The 18,273-nt window shown below is 37.2% G+C and carries 17 protein-coding genes; 15 read left to right on the forward strand and 2 right to left on the reverse strand.

Going from position 1 to position 18,273, the window contains the following annotated elements:
- Positions 1-8 precede the first annotated feature (8 nt).
- On the reverse strand, positions 9-1,094 hold the full coding sequence (locus tag HMPREF2904_RS04080; protein ID WP_070660297.1) for a DEAD/DEAH box helicase: 1,086 nt from the start codon (positions 1,092-1,094) through the stop codon (positions 9-11).
- Positions 1,091-2,065 (reverse strand): Gfo/Idh/MocA family protein, encoded by a 975-nt coding sequence (locus HMPREF2904_RS04085; RefSeq protein ID WP_061604526.1) that lies wholly within the window; start codon positions 2,063-2,065, stop codon positions 1,091-1,093. Before HMPREF2904_RS04085 ends, HMPREF2904_RS04080 begins: the two co-directional genes overlap by 4 nt.
- A 128-nt stretch (positions 2,066-2,193) precedes the next feature.
- On the opposite strand from HMPREF2904_RS04085, the gene HMPREF2904_RS04090 reads away from it, so the two are divergent.
- The 15 genes from HMPREF2904_RS04090 (at position 2,194) to HMPREF2904_RS04160 (ending at position 18,252) form a co-directional block, all read left to right on the forward strand.
- A complete protein-coding gene (locus HMPREF2904_RS04090) occupies positions 2,194-3,120 on the forward strand; it encodes a glycosyltransferase family 2 protein (RefSeq protein ID WP_061604527.1) in 927 nt (308 codons plus the stop codon).
- A 65-nt stretch (positions 3,121-3,185) separates the two neighbouring features.
- Entirely contained in the window at positions 3,186-4,037 is an 852-nt protein-coding gene (rfbD, locus tag HMPREF2904_RS04095) for a dTDP-4-dehydrorhamnose reductase (protein WP_061604528.1), read from the forward strand.
- A gap of 55 nt (positions 4,038-4,092) precedes the next feature.
- Positions 4,093-5,127: an acyltransferase family protein gene (locus HMPREF2904_RS04100; protein ID WP_061604529.1), complete on the forward strand. Its 1,035-nt coding sequence runs from the start codon at positions 4,093-4,095 to the stop codon at positions 5,125-5,127.
- Between the two features lie 198 nt (positions 5,128-5,325).
- Positions 5,326-6,528, forward strand: coding sequence for an MATE family efflux transporter (locus HMPREF2904_RS04105; protein ID WP_231082280.1), 1,203 nt, complete (start codon positions 5,326-5,328; stop codon positions 6,526-6,528).
- Between the two features lies 1 nt (position 6,529).
- On the forward strand, positions 6,530-7,516 hold the full coding sequence (locus tag HMPREF2904_RS04110) for a glycosyltransferase family 2 protein (RefSeq protein WP_061604531.1): 987 nt from the start codon (positions 6,530-6,532) through the stop codon (positions 7,514-7,516).
- 64 nt (positions 7,517-7,580) lie between these two features.
- The gene (locus HMPREF2904_RS04115; protein ID WP_061604532.1) at positions 7,581-8,297 is read left to right on the forward strand and encodes a glycosyltransferase family 2 protein; all 717 of its coding nucleotides are present in this window, start codon (positions 7,581-7,583) and stop codon (positions 8,295-8,297) included.
- On the forward strand, positions 8,297-8,653 hold the full coding sequence (locus tag HMPREF2904_RS04120) for a DUF2304 domain-containing protein (RefSeq protein WP_003015785.1): 357 nt from the start codon (positions 8,297-8,299) through the stop codon (positions 8,651-8,653). The genes HMPREF2904_RS04115 and HMPREF2904_RS04120 overlap by 1 nt, the downstream gene beginning before the upstream one ends.
- Entirely contained in the window at positions 8,643-9,419 is a 777-nt protein-coding gene (locus HMPREF2904_RS04125) for a glycosyltransferase family 2 protein (protein WP_061604533.1), read from the forward strand. Before HMPREF2904_RS04120 ends, HMPREF2904_RS04125 begins: the two co-directional genes overlap by 11 nt.
- Before the next feature lie 110 nt (positions 9,420-9,529).
- On the forward strand, positions 9,530-10,678 hold the full coding sequence (cps2T, locus tag HMPREF2904_RS04130; protein ID WP_070660300.1) for a beta 1-4 rhamnosyltransferase Cps2T: 1,149 nt from the start codon (positions 9,530-9,532) through the stop codon (positions 10,676-10,678).
- On the forward strand, positions 10,675-11,616 hold the full coding sequence (locus HMPREF2904_RS04135; RefSeq protein WP_013903391.1) for a glycosyltransferase family 2 protein: 942 nt from the start codon (positions 10,675-10,677) through the stop codon (positions 11,614-11,616). Before cps2T ends, HMPREF2904_RS04135 begins: the two co-directional genes overlap by 4 nt.
- The gene (locus tag HMPREF2904_RS04140) at positions 11,616-12,422 is read left to right on the forward strand and encodes an ABC transporter permease (protein WP_003003247.1); all 807 of its coding nucleotides are present in this window, start codon (positions 11,616-11,618) and stop codon (positions 12,420-12,422) included. The genes HMPREF2904_RS04135 and HMPREF2904_RS04140 overlap by 1 nt, the downstream gene beginning before the upstream one ends.
- The gene (locus HMPREF2904_RS04145; RefSeq protein WP_061604536.1) at positions 12,422-13,645 is read left to right on the forward strand and encodes an ABC transporter ATP-binding protein; all 1,224 of its coding nucleotides are present in this window, start codon (positions 12,422-12,424) and stop codon (positions 13,643-13,645) included. The genes HMPREF2904_RS04140 and HMPREF2904_RS04145 overlap by 1 nt, the downstream gene beginning before the upstream one ends.
- 12 nt (positions 13,646-13,657) lie before the next feature.
- Positions 13,658-15,007, forward strand: a complete 1,350-nt coding sequence (locus HMPREF2904_RS04150) for a glycosyltransferase (RefSeq protein ID WP_061604537.1) — start codon at positions 13,658-13,660, stop codon at positions 15,005-15,007.
- A gap of 1 nt (position 15,008) precedes the next feature.
- Positions 15,009-16,754, forward strand: coding sequence for a rhamnan synthesis F family protein (locus HMPREF2904_RS04155; RefSeq protein ID WP_061604538.1), 1,746 nt, complete (start codon positions 15,009-15,011; stop codon positions 16,752-16,754).
- A 10-nt stretch (positions 16,755-16,764) separates the two neighbouring features.
- Positions 16,765-18,252 (forward strand): DUF2142 domain-containing protein, encoded by a 1,488-nt coding sequence (locus HMPREF2904_RS04160; RefSeq protein ID WP_070660303.1) that lies wholly within the window; start codon positions 16,765-16,767, stop codon positions 18,250-18,252.
- Positions 18,253-18,273 lie beyond the last annotated feature (21 nt).

Consider the following 18,273-nt stretch of genomic DNA (forward strand, 5'->3'; position numbering starts at 1 on the left):
GGATTTTCTTATTCATTTAAAAAGAGTTGAGAATTTTTTAAAACCAGTTCACGTACAGAAGCGTATTTTTTTAAGGATTTGAGTTCTTCTGGGTGGGTGATAAAGGTAATCACATAGCCATCACGCCCCATTCGTCCTGTTCGACCAGCACGGTGGGTATAGGTCTCCACATCACGGGGAATATCGTAGTTAATCACACACTCAAGATGTTCAATATCGATTCCACGAGCGACCAAATCGGTGGCCAGCAAGAGGGTTAGCTGATGGTCTTTGAAGCGTTCCAGAATGACCTTGCGGTATTTGACATTGATATCGCTGGCCAGCGACACCGCCTCAACACCCCGGTATTGTAGTTTTTCTTCAGCACTACCCAGATCAGATAGACTGTTGAAAAAAGCCAGACCACGAAAATCTTCGACGTAGGCGAGTTTGCGGAGCAATTCGACCTTGTCCCGCTTATCCACTTGCATATAAAAATGTTGGATATTATCCAAAGAAACTCCATCAACCGTCATGCGAAGAGTATTTTCCTCTAGCTGGTCTGGATCGACCTTGGCTGTGGCGCTCATGTAGATATATTGGTGGTCACGGGGAGCATAGTGGCTGATCTTGTCGACGAAGTGGTACTGAGAATCACTTAGTAATTGGTCGAATTCATCTAAAATGATGGTTTCTACATTCATCATTTTGATCTTTTTCAGCTTGATCAGTTCAAAGATCCGACCAGGCGTCCCAACCAGGATTTCGGGTCCTTTTTTGAGGCGTTCGATTTGCCGTTTTTGACTGGATCCTGAAAGGAAGAGTTGTGTCTGGAGACCGAGAGGCTCTGCCCATTGTTTGGTGACATCAAAAATTTGTCCTGCTAATTCTGTATTAGGAGCCAAAATCAAGAGTTGTTGGGCCTTCTTCGGTTTTAGTTTGAGCAAGCTCGGAAAGAGGTAGGCGAGTGTCTTACCAGTACCGGTAGGACTGATCCCGAGGACATTTTCTCCTTCATAGATAGGGGAGAAGATCTGTTCCTGAATCTCAGTGAATGTATCAAATCCGAGTGTTTCTAACTGGTCTTTCCAGCTTTGTGGAAATTGTTCTTTCATTCTTTTTCATCCTTAAATTGTATTCCAGCGCTTTGACGCATCTGGTAGAGGGTTTCATGGACCTGCTCAGCTGTTTGTAACCACTCAAGATAAGCAGCTGGCTTTTGATGAGCGATGGCAAAGGCTTCTGCCTCTTCTTGCATTTGGTGTGGGCAGGGCTGGATCGGAAGGTCGATGATTTCCCCAGAATGGCTGATGAAGCGGGCCTGGTTGATGGCTGCTACAGCATTGAGAGTTAGCGTTCCAGTCTTGGTGTAGATTTCAGCAGGTAAATGGCTGGTGATATTTTTCCCTGCCTGAATGGCAACCTGAAAATCTGGATAAATCAAGACACCTTGGCCATAGAGATCAACCGAATTGGGTAATTGCTGAGCAGTATAGTGGCTGGAGATCGGTTCTCCAAAGAAGCCAATGGCCAGGTAGAGGCAGTAGACTCCCAGATCCATCAAGGCTCCACCTGCATAGACATCCGAGAAAATATTGGGCATCTCACCTGCAAGAAGGGCCGGCAATTTGGAAGAATATTTGGCAAAGGTGAAGTTAGCGCCTAGTATTTCCTGGTTAGAGAGGAAGTTCTTAACTACTTGAAAGGCTGCTTCTTGGTAATTTCTAGCAGCTTCAAAGAGATAGACCTGGTGCTCATTAGCGAGCTTGACCAGCTCCTTCCATTCAGAAGGCTTGGTCACAGCAGGTTTTTCAATGATGACATGCTTCTTTGCCAGAATAGCAAGCTTGGCCTGAGCGAAATGAAGAGAATTAGGGCTAGCAATGTAGACCACATCCAGCTCACTGTCTAAGAAGTCGATGACATCCGTGTAGCAAGAGATCGCCCCATAAGGCTCACAAAACTCTTGAGCCGTCTTCATCTTTCTCGAATACACAGCCTGCAAGTGATAGTGGCCTGTCTCATGAGCAGCTGTAATAAATTCATGTGAAATCCAACTCGTACCAATAATTCCCAGCTTTAACATAAGGTGTCCTTCCGTAATCGATTCACTCTATTATACCATGAAAAGGGGGAGGGGCGGGGTGAAAAATACTAGGGTTTATGAGAGTTTTTTGTTACAATAGAAAGTGAAGAAATCAAGGAGAGAGTTGAATGACCATATCAATTGTAGTCCCATGTTTTAACGAAGAAGAATCGATTCCATTGTTTTATCGAGAAATAGAACGTGTTCGGATGGAGATGGGAGAAAAGTTTGAATATATTTTTATAAATGATGGCTCCTCAGATAGTACGCTATCCGTTCTTCGAAAGCTACATGTTACAGATTCAAATGTGCACTACCTTTCTTTTTCTCGAAATTTCGGAAAAGAGGCAGCACTGTATGCTGGACTTGAGCGTGCTAGTGGTGAATACGTGACCGTCATGGATGTGGACCTACAAGATCCTCCGGAATTATTGATTGAAATGAAGCAGAGGTTGGAGGAACAGCCAGATCTAGACTGTGTTGGAACGAGACGAGTAACCCGTGATGGGGAACCACCGATCCGCTCTTTCTTTGCGCGGACGTTTTATAAATTGATCAATCATATTAGTCAAGTAGAAATGGTCGATGGAGCGCGTGATTTCCGTTTGATGCGTCGTCCCATGGTCGATGCTATTATGGAGTTATCCGAGTACAATCGTTTCTCAAAAGGAATTTTTGCTTGGGTAGGATTTGAGACAGAATACCTCGAATATAAAAATGTAGAGCGCGTGGCAGGAGAGACGTCCTGGAATTTTTGGTCCCTCTTTAAGTATTCGATTGAAGGGATTGTCAATTTCTCGGATGCCCCACTAAATATTGCCTTTATTGGTGGACTATTATCTTGGATTTTGGCCTTTATCATGGTGATTCTGATTGTAATCCGCACCTTAGTCTTTGGGGATCCTACTTCAGGTTGGCCATCCCTTATGACAGTGATTCTTTTCCTGGGAGGGTTCCAATTATTGACCATTGGGATTTTAGGGAAATATATTGGTAAGATCTTCATGGAAACCAAGAAACGTCCAATCTATGTTATCAAAGAGAAAAGTGAGTAAAAAGCAGAAAACTTCTGCTTTTTTTGCTATAATGATAGGGAAAAAGCAATTGAAAGGAATTTAACATGATTTTAATTACAGGAGCGAATGGTCAACTTGGAACAGAGCTTCGCCATTTGTTAGATGAACGAAATGAAGAATATGTAGCTGTTGATGTAGCTGAAATGGACATCACAAATGCAGAAAAAGTAGATGAGGTATTCGCAGAAGTGAAACCAACCTTGGTTTATCACTGTGCTGCCTACACAGCTGTTGATGCTGCTGAAGATGAAGGAAAAGAGTTGGACTATGCCATCAATGTGACTGGTACAGAAAATGTAGCAAAAGCGTCTGAAAAACATGGTGCAACCTTGGTTTATATCTCAACCGACTACGTTTTTGATGGGAAAAAACCGGTGGGACAAGAATGGGAAGTAGACGATCAACCAGATCCTCAAACAGAGTACGGTCGTACCAAACGTATGGGGGAAGAATTGGTTGAGAAGCATGTGTCTAACTTCTATATCATCCGAACAGCTTGGGTCTTTGGAAACTACGGTAAGAACTTTGTCTTCACGATGCAAAACCTTGCAAAGACTCACAAAACACTTACAGTCGTTAATGACCAACATGGTCGTCCAACCTGGACCCGTACTCTTGCAGAGTTTATGACTTATTTGGCTGAAAATCGTAAAGATTATGGTTATTACCACTTATCAAATGATGCAACAGAAGATACAACTTGGTATGACTTTGCAGTTGAAATCCTCAAAGATACTGATGTAGAAGTGAAGCCAGTGGATTCTAGCCAATTCCCAGCTAAGGCGAAACGCCCACTGAACTCAACGATGAGCTTGGCTAAGGCTAAGGCCACAGGATTCGTCATTCCAACTTGGCAAGATGCCTTGAAAGAGTTCTATAAACAAGAAGTGAAATAATTAAAGTGAAAAAGATGGTAGTAAGCCATCTTTTCATTTGATTGAAAGGAGTGTTATGAAAAAGAGGAATATCAATATTGATGTCTTAAAATGTATTGCTGTAATGTTTGTATTATGTGTTCATTTTTTTCTTCATACTAGTTATTATGGACGTTCTTTCAGCTTTAAAAGTATTTTCTATTCTTCTTTCATTTGGATAATTTTTATGACTTGTGTTCCATTGTTTATCATGGTCACAGGTAGTTTAATGAAAGATAAGACCTATAGTAAAGCATATTTTCTAAAATTACTCCCAGTACTTGGTATATATGTCTTAACAGCTTCAGTTTATACATTATTTGATAATAAGGCTTTTAATATAGAATATTTGGAAAAATTAGTTGTTAATATATTTACATTCAGTCATTATGCCTGGTATGTAAATATGTATATTGGTTTGTATCTATTGATTCCATTGTTAAATAGTGGTTATAAATCATTAAAAAATCAAAGAGCCCAAGGTTTAGTGATATTAATTCTGATTATTCTAACTGTTTTACCACCTACACTTTCATTAATAGACAATAATCAAAAGTTCATCATTATTCAACATCTAGTTCCCGACTATTGGAAGGGGATTTGGCCTATTACTTATTACTTTCTTGGGATATTTCTTGCTTCATTAACTAAAAAATGGAATATAAAAATGGTGTTTTTATCTATCATCATAGTTGATGTTTTAAGTATAGTTGGAATCGCAGGGGTGTCAGAAAAGAGTTTAGGGGTTGAATTCGCAGTTCTTCCTGTATTGTTTTTGTCTTCTTTAATTTATTATTTAGTATTACATCTACATATTGACGTAAAAAAAATATGTCTTCAAAAGATTATTTATTTTATCTCAAATAATACGCTATCAATCTATCTGTTGTCTGTAATCGGAGATTACTACTGGTATCCTAAGATTATTGAAAGATGGGGAGATTTTTCAAACATATTGCCGAAGTTTCCTTTGATTGTATTTTTATTATTCTTGCAATCTATATTGATTACTTTTGTTTTGGTGCTTGGAACAAAAACTTCTCAGTATATTGTTGCTAAACTTTCAAAATGAACTATTGGTAGAATTTTTTGATAAATGAAATAGATACTTATAAATTAATTTTAAAAATGGATTAAGAGTTATCTTTTTAATGATTTTTTTTAATATGGTTTATGTTATAATAAAAGCAATATACTGATTGAAAGTGAGTTGTAATACTTGGAAAATGTGACTCCCCAAAAGGTTTTTTTCTGGAATATTTTAGGAAGCATGTCTTCGGCAGCTGTTTCAGTTATTCTTCTTTTTATTGTTACACGTACTTTGAATAGTGCTTCAGCAGATATTTACAGTTTTGCCTATGCGATTGCAAACCTATTTGTTATTGTTGCTAGTTTTCAGGTCAGAGATTTTCAGGCAACAGATATAAGAGAAAAGTATTCTTTTGATACCTATTTTGTTACGAGGATCATTTCAAATATTGCAATGGTTATTCTTTTAGTGACGTATCTCATTTTTAATCCGAATACGCATTCAAATGTTGGAATCATATTTTGGGTCTCTTTTTTCAGAGTCAGTGAAGCTTTATCAGATGTTTTTCAAGGATTATTTCAGCAGAAGGAACGTTTGGATATTGCTGGGAAGTCTCTCTTTCTGAGAAATACCTTATCAACAATTATATTTGCTCTAACTTTAGTTATCTCTAAAAATCTATTGTGGACTGTGATCGCACAAACCATCAGTTCATTTGTTTTTATTGGTCTATTTGATTATCCTAATTCAAAAGTCTTCCATCGCTTAAATCTTAATAGTGTTAGGTTGAGTAATATTATCAATGTATTGAAAGATTGCTTGCCTTTATTTATTAATGCTTTTTTGTTGGTCTCAATTTATAATCAGCCTAAATATGCTTTGAATGATATTTTTAATCAAGGTTTGATTGGAAATGGTGTTCAGAGGGATTTTAGTATTTTGTTTACACCAATTTTTGCCATGAATCTTATGATTGTATTTCTTAGACCAATGATTACACAACTTGCAGTCTTTTTAGAAGAAAAGAAGATTTCTCATTTTGTCACTTACAAGAATAATCTCTTCAAGATTTTACTTGGTACGTGTACCTTCATTTTCCTTTTAGGTTTCTTTCTTGCAATTCCAGTTTTAAATATTGTATATGGGACAGATCTAGGGCAATATAAAACAAGTTTTATAGTATTGCTACTTGGGGGGATAGCAAGTACATTTTCAACTGTATGTGATAACATTTTAACAGTATTTCGAAAGCAGCGCTATTTGGTAATTTCTTTTATTGTAGGATATATTGTGTCTCTCTTAACTGCTAAACCCTTAGTATCGAAATTTGAAATCTTTGGAGCCTCTCTATCATTTCTTTGTTCAATGGTAGCTTGGTTAGTAGCTTCATTAGTCATTTATTTTATAACGAATCCATACACTTTTATTAGAAAGAATAAGTAAAATGAAATTTTCAATTGTGGTAGCTGCATATAATGTGGCAGAGTATTTAGAAGAATGTGTAGATAGTCTTGCAGATCAAAATTTCCCTAATTCTGAATATGAAGTTGTTATTGTTGATGATGGTTCTACAGATGGTCAAACAAGTAAACTTTGTGATGAACTATCATCTAAATATGAAGTTGTTAGAACCATTCACCAAGAAAATGGTGGATTATCTTCAGCGAGAAATACAGGAATAAAGCATTCTAAAGGTGAGTATTTGCTCTTTGTCGATGGTGATGATTTTTGGAGTACTAAGAATTTTCTTGAAAAGTTGTCCTTGAATATTGAAAAATATTGTAGTGATGTGGTGATTTTTTCATATGAAAAATATTATTCGAAAGCAGAAACTATTGGAGTAAGGTTTGATAAAGCTCCGGTTTATGGAAAAATAGATACAAATATTTCCAAAATAGTCTCTACGGGACTTTTTACTGCACCTGCTTGGAATAAATGTGTAAAGAGGGCTTTATTCGAAAACGGGTTGGATTTTCCTGTTGGATTACTTTCAGAAGATTGTTTGTATTGTGCAGATGTATTAAAGAATATCAAATGCTATTCCGTTTTGAACGAAATGTGCTATATGTATAGACAAAATAGACTAGGAAGCATCACAAATATTGTGAAAGAAAAAAATGTTCATGATATTTTAAAAAGTATCCATCTCGGCCTTATAGATATCGAAAAATATAATAAAGATATACGGAAAGGTTTGGATGTTTATTTTTCAATTTCGTATATTTCTATTTTGCCATATGTGAATCAGTATATTTCAAATCCAGAGATTAAACGATTATTATTTAAGTATCGTTACTTGTTAAAGTATTCTAGAATTTTAACTAACAAAGAATTTAAATTTACTGGGCTGGTTAGTCAAATGCTAGGTCTGAAAGTTTCAACTAAGTTATTTGCTTATTTATTAAAATTCTATAAGAAGTATCGAGGATAAATTGAATTTTATAATTTTATTAAAAGATTGATTGTGATAAAGAAATGTGCGAAAGGAGAAGTAGTTGAGAGTTTTAATGATAATTCCTGCCTACAATGAGGAGGAAAGTATTTTCGACACGGTATCAAGTATCTTGAATTACCGGAAGAAAGTTGATTTTGATTTGGACTATGTTGTGATCAATGACGGATCAACAGATAAGACAAAACAAATTCTGGAAGATAATCATTTTAACGCTGTTCATCTTGTGATGAATCTTGGGATTGGCGGTGCGGTTCAAACAGGATATAAATATGCACTAGAGCATGATTATGATGTAGCGGTTCAATTTGATGGCGATGGTCAGCATGATATTGAATCCTTATCAGATTTGCTAGAACCAATTCGAAAAAATGAAGCAGACTTAGTAATTGGTTCTCGTTTTGTTGGTGATGTTAAGTCGGAATTTCAAACGACTTTTATGAGACGTTTTGGTATTGGCGTTATTTCCAATCTGATTAAATGGACAACAGGACAAAGAGTTTTAGATACGACATCAGGCTATCGTTTAGCTGATAAAGCTGTTATCCAACAATTTGCTAGACGTTACCCAATCAAGTATCCAGAGCCTGAAACAATTGTTCACATTTTGAAACGTAAATATAATGTTGTGGAAAAACCTGCTAATATGTTTGAACGTACTGGCGGAGTGTCCTCCATCACCCCCATCAAGTCTATTCGTTATATGATTGAAGTATGTTCATCCATTTTAATCGCAGCCTTTATGAGGGAGAGTGAATAATGTCAGTATTATCTATAGTTATGTTGGTAGCTTCAATCTTTTTCCTTTATCTAGTCATTAGAAATATCAACAAAAATAATATCTTATTTGAACAAGCATTCATGTGGATTGTAATCAGTTTTGTCATGATTATTATTTCCATTTTCGATGTTATTCCTGGTTATTTTGCTGGTTTACTTGGATTTGAATTGACTTCGAATTTTTTATTGTCGCTTGCTATATTTTTCTTGTTGGTTATTGCTTTTTTACAAACTATGACTTTGTCAAAACAAAAAGAGCAGATGAAGCATTTAGTTCAAGAGTTGTCTATTCTAAAAAGTCATATAGAAACGAAAGAGGGAAATGATGAACAATAATCACACTTGGGTGATTTGTGCTTATGGAGAAAGCGAATACTTAGAAGCTTGTATTCAATCTTTGAAGAATCAAACTCTCCAATCACAGATTATCTGTTACAGTTCAACACCACTGGATTCGATCAAGGAACTTTGTCAGCGTTATGCTATTCCATTTTACACCAAGCAAGGTGGTGGGATTGGTAAGGATTGGAACAATGCCATGTCTTTTGTAGAGACGAAATATGCTACCATTGCCCATCAGGATGATTATTATGAACCGGACTATGCTCAGAAAGTTTTGGCTAAGATGGAAAAAAATCAAGATGTGTTGATTGGGTATTCTGATTATTTTGAAGAAAAAGACGGCCATAAAATTCCTGCGAATACAAATCTGAAGATCAAAACCTTGATGTTAAAAACCATGAATCTTTTTCCTGCTAGTCACTTTTGGCGAAACCGTGTGATGGCTTTTGGGAATCCGATTTGTTGTCCAGCTGTTACCTATAATCGTGAAAATTTGAAGAATTTCTATTTTGATGAAGGAATGAGAGTGAGTTTGGATTGGTACGCATGGTATAAGATCAGCGAGTATAAAGGTCGTTTTGCTTATGTATCTGACAAGCTCATGTGCCACCGTATCCATGGAGAGTCTGAAACATCAAAAACCATTGCAGACAATACGCGTAGTAAAGAAGATCTATACATGTATGAACTCTTCTGGCCTAAATGGATGGCCAAGTTGTTGATGAGACAATATGTGAAGAGTCAAAATTCGAATAATTAGAAGTTTTTATAATAAGCGGCTCTAAAGGGTCGCTTTTCTGTTTGTATTAGGCAAAAAGCCTAGAAAATGGTATAATTGAATAGACTGTGAATGATTTGAAAGGGAACTCTATGCAACATGTTTTTATTATCGGAAGTCGTGGGCTTCCGGCTCAATATGGCGGTTTTGAGACTTTTGTGGACCAATTGGTTTCGCATCAAGTGTCTTCAGATATCCAATACCATGTTGCCTGCCTTTCTAATGATCAAGCTTATCAACATTTTGACTACAAGGGTGTCGATTGTTATACGATTAAAGCCCCTAAGCTTGGGCCTGCGCGTGTCATTGCCTATGATATGATGGCCATCAACTACGCTTTGAAGCTTATTAAGAAACAAGGAATTGAACAGCCGATTTTTTATGTCTTGGGCAATACAATCGGAGCCTTTGTGGCGCCTTTTGCGCGTAAGATCCATAAGATGGGTGGTCGATTCTATATCAATCCAGATGGACTGGAGTGGAAGAGGGCTAAGTGGGCTAAACCGATCCAAGCCTATCTCAAGTATTCTGAAAAGATCATGACGCGCCATGCTGATCTGGTAATTTCAGACAACCCTGGTATTGAGTCCTATATCAAGGAAGCCTACCCTTGGTCTAAGACGACCTATATTGCCTATGGAACGGACTTATCTCCGACCAGCCTAAACAGTCAGGATAGGAAGGCCCGAGAATTCTATCACAAGTGGCAGACTCAAGAGAAAAACTATTACTTAATTTTGGGCCGCTTTGTCCCAGAAAATAATTATGAGACCGCCATTCGTGAATTTATGACCTCTTCAACCAAGCGGGATTTGGTGATTATTTGTAACCAGGAAGGCAATCCTTATTTTGAGGAGCTCCGAGCTCGAACTGGATTTGATCAGGATCCTCGTGTTAAGTTTGTAGGAACGGTTTATGATCAAGACCTTTTGAAGTATATCCGTAAAGGAGCCTTTGCCTATATCCATGGTCATGAAGTGGGCGGGACCAATCCTGGTCTCCTAGAGGCTCTTGCCCAGACGGATCTGAATTTAGTTTTAGGGGTCTCCTTTAACCAAACGGTCGCTAAGGACACGGCTCAATATTGGACTAAAGAAACTGGGAATTTGGCACATTTGATTGATCAGGTTGATTCTTTAGAAGATGTATCTGAATGGGGTCAACGAGCCAAGGCCAATATGAAACAAAACTTTACCTGGGAAAAAATTGTAGGTGAGTACGAGGAATTATTCTTATCATGAAAGTAAATATCTTGTTGTCCACCTATAATGGTGAACAGTATCTAAAAGAGCAGGTTAAAAGTATCCAAGACCAGACTTATCAAGACTGGCAACTCTTGATTCGAGATGATGGGTCAAGAGATGGTACGGTGAAGATTATTCAAGAGTTGGTGGCCCAGGATGAGCGCATTCGCTTTATCAACCAGGGAGCTATCGAAAATCTCGGTGTCATCAAGAGCTTCCATGCCCTCTTGAAATATGAAGAAGCAGATTTCTATTGTTTTAGTGACCAAGATGATGTCTGGTTACCAGACAAGATTGCTCTTCAGGTAGCAGAAGCAGAGAAGCATCCTCAAGAAGAGCCTTTGCTGGTCTACACAGATTTAAAAGTGGTCGATGAAAACTTGAATGTTCAGCATGAAAGCATGATTCGTACCCAGTCTGATCATGCCAATACCGAACTGATTCAAGAGTTGACGGAAAATACGGTAACTGGTGGGGTAGCCATGATTAACCACGTTCTGGCGGAGTTATGGACAGGTCAAGAAAAACATGCGCTCCTTATGCATGATTGGTATTTGGCCTTGTTGGCAACTGCCTTTGGGAAGCTCATCTATATCGATCAACCAACAGAATTGTACCGTCAGCACAGTAGCAATGTTCTGGGGGCTCGTACCCTCAGAAAACGGGTTAAAAATTGGATTCGACCCCATGTGCTGTTTGCCAAGTATTGGAATCTCATAGAGTCTAGTCAAGAACAAGCAAAAAATCTATTGGATCTGCCTGTCAGTTCCCAAACTAAAGAAATTATTGAAAACTTTGTCACCATTATGGATGTTCCACTAAAAGAACGTCTGAGACGGATTCGTCAGTATGGTTATCGGAAGAACCGGGCTTTTCACACCTTTGTGTTTACCAGCTTGATTCTGACAAAGTTTGCATATCGAGGTAAAAAATAATGTTTGACGTTTTTAGTCAGAAAAATCGAATTTTATTAAGAGAATTAATCAAAACAGACTTTAAATTACGTTACCAAGGATCAGCAATCGGTTATCTTTGGTCGATTTTAAAGCCCCTGATGACTTTTACGATCATGTATATTGTCTTCATCCGATTCTTACGCTTGGGTGGAGATGTGCCCCATTTCCCAGTTGCCCTCTTGTTGGCCAATGTAATCTGGGGCTTCTTCTCAGAAGCAACATCCATGGGGATGGTGTCGATTGTTAGTCGAGGTGACTTGTTGCGGAAGTTGAATTTCTCCAAACATATCATTGTCTTGTCTGCGATTTCAGGAGCAGCCATCAACTTTGTCATTAACCTTGTAGTGGTCTTGATTTTTTCATTCTTTAATGGGGTGACATTCTCTTGGACAGCCTTGATGGTCATTCCGTTGTTCTTTGAGTTATTCTTGATGGCGACAGGATGCGCACTGATCTTAGCGACATTTTTTGTTCGTTTCCGTGACTTAGGTCAAGTATGGGAAGTACTCCTGCAAGCCGGCTTGTATGCGACACCAATTATCTATCCGATTACCTTTATTGCAGACCGTAATCCATGGGCTGCTAAGTTGGTCATGATGAATCCTTTGGCTCAAATTATTCAAGACATGCGTTACTTCTTGATTGATAAAGCCAACACCCCTGTCTGGCTTTTGGTGGAAAATAAGTTCTTGGTTTTGATTCCTTATGTTTTACCAATTCTTATTTTTGTCGCTGGCTTTGCTTACTTTAACAAACATGCTAAGAAATTTGCGGAGATTCTCTAATGACAGATAAACAAATTGCAGTAAAAGTAGACCATGTCAGCAAGTACTTTAAGTTGCCAACAGAGGCAACCAATAGTCTTCGAACTGCCCTGGTCAATCGCTTCAAAGGAATAAAAGGATACAAAGAACAACATGTTCTTAAGGATATTTCTTTTGAAGTAGAAAAAGGAGACTTTTTCGGGATCCTCGGTCGAAATGGTTCTGGGAAATCGACTCTCTTGAAAATTATTTCTGAAATCTATGTGCCAGAAAAAGGTACTGTCACTATTGATGGGAAACTGGTGTCCTTTATCGAGCTTGGAGTAGGCTTTAACCCAGAACTGACAGGTCGAGAAAATGTCTATATGAACGGCGCCATGCTTGGCTTTTCAACATCTGAAATTGATGCCATGTACGATGATATCGTAGACTTTGCCGAGTTACATGAATTTATGAACCAGAAGCTTAAGAATTACTCATCAGGCATGCAGGTTCGTCTAGCCTTTTCGGTTGCGATTAAGGCCCAAGGCGATATCTTGATTTTGGATGAGGTTCTCGCAGTAGGAGATGAGGCCTTCCAGCGCAAGTGTAACGATTACTTCCAAGAGCGCAAGAAATCAGGGAAAACCACGATCCTGGTTACCCATGATATGGGAGCTGTCAAGAAATATTGTAACAAGGCTGTTTTGATTGAAAATGGTTTGGTGAAGGCTTTAGGGAGTCCAGAAAATGTTGCCAATCAGTACAGTTTTGATAATACAGCTCCTTTGCAACAGGGAGGAGAAGCTAATGGAGCAGGCAATTCCAACCAGGAAGAAAAAGTCTTGGTTGAAAATTTTCAGCTTCAGTTGTTAAGCTCAAACAAATTACGTCCTCAAGATCCTATTCAGTTCCAGATTGATTTTGATGTTCGTGAAGATATCAGGACCTATATCGCTCTGTCTTTAACAGATATCGATCGGAACATTTGGATCTACAATGATAATTCTATGAATCAACTGATGAGTGGAACTGGGCATAAAACGGTTCATTATACTTGTTCACTGCCAACTGTAAATGACTTAAAAATGAAATTGGAAGTGACAGTAAGGGATGAGGAAGGGCAGATGTTGGCCTTTTCAGATGCCACTCAGACCCCACTGATCTTTATCAATCGAGATGATATCGCTTTGGATGATAAATCAGCAATGGATTCGGCAAGTGGCTTAATCCAACGTAATGGAACATGGTCAATGACTGACTAGACTGAGGGAAATATGGAAACGACGCCTTTTGTTTCGATTATTTGTACGGTTTTTAATAAAGAGCCCTGGTTAAAGAAGACGATTGATAGCTTCTTAGCCCAACAAACAGAGTTTTCTTATGAGATTATCTTGGTGGATGATGCTTCAAGTGATGGATCTCGTTCTATCATTCAGGATTATCAAGCCAACTACCCTGATCTGATTCGCGCCTTTTATCAGGATGAGAATCAGGGAATTTCTAAAACTTGGGTTTCTATCTGTAGAGAAGCGCGTGGACAGTATATTGCTCGCTGTGACGGAGATGATTTTTGGTTGGATCCTTTAAAACTTCAGAAACAGGTTGACTTATTAGAAAGTAAACCTGATTGCAAATGGTCCAATACAGATTTCGATATTTATGATGAAAAAGGAACTCTCGTTTCTAAGGCTGGCTTTGCTAATCACACGATTCCGTTAGCGGATACCTATGAAAAGATGCTTGCAACAAGAGGCTTTACCATGGCCTCTACATGGCTAGTTGATAGAGATCTGATGTTAGAAGTTAATCAAGAGTTAGACTTAACGACATCAGATGATACTTTCAACCTCCAATTGGAGCTCTTTCAACGGACTTCTTTAGCATATCTGGATGAAGCGACAGTTGCTTATACCATTAATCAAGGATCGGATTCTCGTCCAACTGATTTCAGAAAACTAGAACGCCGATTTCATAAGTTATTGCAAACGCAACTTGAGTATCTTGATAAATATCCAAATGCCGATTTTAAAGAGATGACGAAGATCCTTTTAGATCGTAATAATACTTATGAGATCCGTCTTTCCAAACCAATGGATTCTCTTTCACACATTGGAATGGAGTCTGTTACGATATATTTTGGGGATGAGGATAATACTTATTCAGAAGATCGTACCATGACTACGTTACTTAAAAAAGAAGATAGTTTTTCAATCGAAATTCCGAAGGGAACTTCTGTTATCCGAGTTGATCTGTCTGAAAGTCCAAGTTATTACTCTGATGTTGAATTGAGAGATTCTAACGGAAATGTTTGCTCGCCAGTTTATAGTAATGGTATCGTTACAGATAATTTGTTTCTTTTTAGTGAACCAGATCCTCAATTGATTTATGAAGTTGAAGAAGAAGGTGTGTATCAACTGAGCTATAGAATGATTTCTATAGATAATCCCTCTGCACCGGATTATATTGGAAAAGTTTTTGCCGCCGAAATGTTAGATTGTCAAAATAGTTTGAAAAATCTTGAGGCAGAGTTACAAGCTACGAAAGAAGCATATAATACAGTCATTCATTCACGTCGTTGGACCATTCCAACAAAGATCTTGAAATTCTTAAGAATAAGGAAATAAAATGCAACGTTTACTTTTATATGTTCACTACAATAAGTTTAATTTTATTAGTGGGCATGTACTCTACCAATTAGAAAACATTCGTCCCCTGTACTCACGGGTGGTCTTTATCTCCAATAGTCAGCTACCAGAAGGTGTGAAGGATCATTTGTCCTCTCAACAGTTGGTGGATGATATTCTTGAGCGCCAAAATAGTGGCTTTGACTTTGCGGCTTGGCGGGATGGAATGAAGACAGTTGGCTTTGACCAACTGGCTCATTTTGATTCTGTCACCCTCATGAATGACACCTGCTTTGGACCTCTTTGGGATTTAGAACCAATTTACCAGCAGTTCGAACAGGATAATGAAGTGGATTTCTGGGGAATGACCAATTACCGGAAAGACAAGGATTTTAACGAGCATATTCAGAGTTATTATCTTAGCTTTAAAAAACAGGTGCTGACATCAAGTGCTTTCCATGAATTTTGGCAAGGTGTTCAGGACTTCACCAATGTTCAAGATGTGATTGATAACTATGAAACCAAGGTCACAACGAATTTCTTGGATGCTGGTTTTCGCTATAAGACGGTCTTTGATACCATTCATGAAGACACCACAGGGATGCTCTATCCAGACTTTTCTTACTATAATCCTACAGCGATTCTCAATCATAAGGTTCCTTTCATCAAAGTCAAAACCATTGCAAATAACGAAGGGATTATGCCTTATATTTTTGATGAGTTGGAGCGTGTTTCGAACTATCCGTTAGACTTGATTCTCAACCACATGTCTATGATTGATCGTCCGGATTATCCTTATCTCTTGTCTCGTAAGTACTTGAAAAACCAGGAATTAGCTGGAGAGTTCGGTAAAAAAGTTGCGGTTCATCTTCATGTCTTTTATGTGGATCTCTTGGAAGAATTTCTAGATGCTTTTCGAGACTTTCATTTTGATTATGACTTATGGATCACGACAGATGCAGAAGAGAAGAAGCAGGCTATTGAACAAATCCTTTCTAATCGGGCACAAGATGCGACGGTTGTGGTGACTGGAAATATTGGACGAGATGTGTTACCAATGCTGCTCTTAAAAGAGCAACTCTCAAAATACGATTATGTTGGCCATTTCCATACCAAGAAATCCAAAGAAGCAGATTTCTGGGCGGGTGAATCTTGGCGCAAAGAATTGATCGAGATGTTGGTCAAACCGGCTGATCAAATCCTAGCCAATATGGAAGCCAATCCAAAAGTCGGAATCACAATCGCAGATATTCCAACCTTCTTCCGTTACAATCGAATAGTGGTTGCCTGGAATGAAGCTCTTATTTCTCCAGAGATGAACAAGCTCTGGCAACTGATGGGAGCGACCAAGACAATTGATTTCAAAAATCTCAATACCTTTGTCATGAGTTATGGGACCTTTATTTGGTTTAAATACGATGCTTTGAAACCACTCTTTGATTTGAATTTGACAGCAGCGGATGTTCCAGCAGAACCTCTTCCTCAAAATTCGATATTGCATGCGATCGAACGTTTGTTGATCTATATTGCCTGGGATCAAAAATATGACTTTAGGATCTCTCAAAACCCACATGTTCTGACACCATTTATCGATAATAAGCAGTTGAACAATCGCGAAGATCTTCAACCCCATACCTTTGTAGACTTTAATCAAATTGGGGGGATCAAAGGAGCCTTGAAGTATATCGTAATCGGTCCTGCAAGAGCTGTGAAATATATACTAAAAAGAATGATAAAAAGAAAGTAGAGTAAATTATATGGGAGTTATTGATAAGACTAAAATTAGAAATATTTTAATCGCTATATTTTTAGTATTATTTTCAAGGGTGTTTTTGGCTAGTTTATTTCAATTTACTATCAATCTTAAAATTATACTATTAATTATTAGTATCGTGATATATTTTATTCTTTTTGATCCAAAAGACAAAAAGAAATTGCCAATTAATGCTTTTTTTCTGATAATTATTTTCGGTAGTGTAATTTCAGTAGTGAAACCAGTCCAATATGGATTAGATGAAGAGTCTCATTTACCAAACGTAATTAGTATTTCTGATAGTCCTATTTTTAAATATTCCAATGAGAAATTGGAAGATTATAATTCAGTTTTTAAATATGATGCACTAAGAAATCCTAGTAAAAAAGATAAAAATTATTGGTTTAATGTTGAGCATAAGGAAAGTAAAATTAAAGGAGTAAGAGTTGGATTTGATAATCCAGCCTTCATTCCTAGTGCAATTGGATGGAATATAGGTAGATTAATATCTAAAAAAGTGTTTGTTTCCTATTATTTGGGAAGAATCTTCGAAGTAATAGCATATGCCATTCTAGTATTTATTGCATTAAAAATCAGCAAAGTTTATAGAGAAGCGATATATTTATTTTCTACATTCCCTGCAGTATTGTACATCATAGCAGGTTATCATTATGATTATTTATATTTTGGAGCAACTTTAATTAGTCTTGCTTTATTGACAAATATACTATCTGGTGAAAATAAAGTTGATAAAAAATATACTATTGCATTTCAATTTTCCACATTTCTATTTTCATTTGCAAAATTTCCGTTTGTATTAATTGGAAGTCTATTTTCAATATTGCCAAATAAGTATTATCAGGATAAATCAGTAAGAAAATTCAGTTCAATCTTGTTTGGTTTAAATTTATTAATTTCCTTTACATACGTTGGAATCATTAAATTGTTTGCTTCAGACAACGCTTTGTCAGGCAAAGGCCCAGGACTATTATATTTTGTAACACATCCATTACCATTAATTAGAACTTTACTTTTAGCACCATACGGTATTATTCATGACTTTGTTTCTGAACCATTGAAATATGTTTCAGAATCGTCTCCGTTTTTAATTGCAATTTCGATAGTTATTTTCTTTTTCGCTATGTTTGTAATTGCATTAAAAAATAAAATTGAAATGCCAACATTTTTTAAATATTACTGTCTTCTTTTACTTGCAGGTATTGCTTCATTAATAGTAATTGCTATTTCAGGAGATCCGAGGGTATACCACAAAGGTGATATTACTGTAGGTGGTGTACAAGGTCGTTATTATTATTTTATTCTGATGTTTTTGCCACTTTTTTGTGGATCATGGTTTAGAAAATTATTTGGTTTTTTAGATATGACCATTCAGAATGAAGATTCGAATTTTGAATGTAGTTTGCAATATATGTTAGTATATTTAAATATTTTAACAATTAGTATCGGAATATACACTCAATTGCAGGGATAAAAATTTTTTAGGAAGGATAAA

Source organism: Streptococcus sp. HMSC072G04 (assembly GCF_001813295.1).
In the GTDB taxonomy this organism is placed as follows: domain Bacteria; phylum Bacillota; class Bacilli; order Lactobacillales; family Streptococcaceae; genus Streptococcus.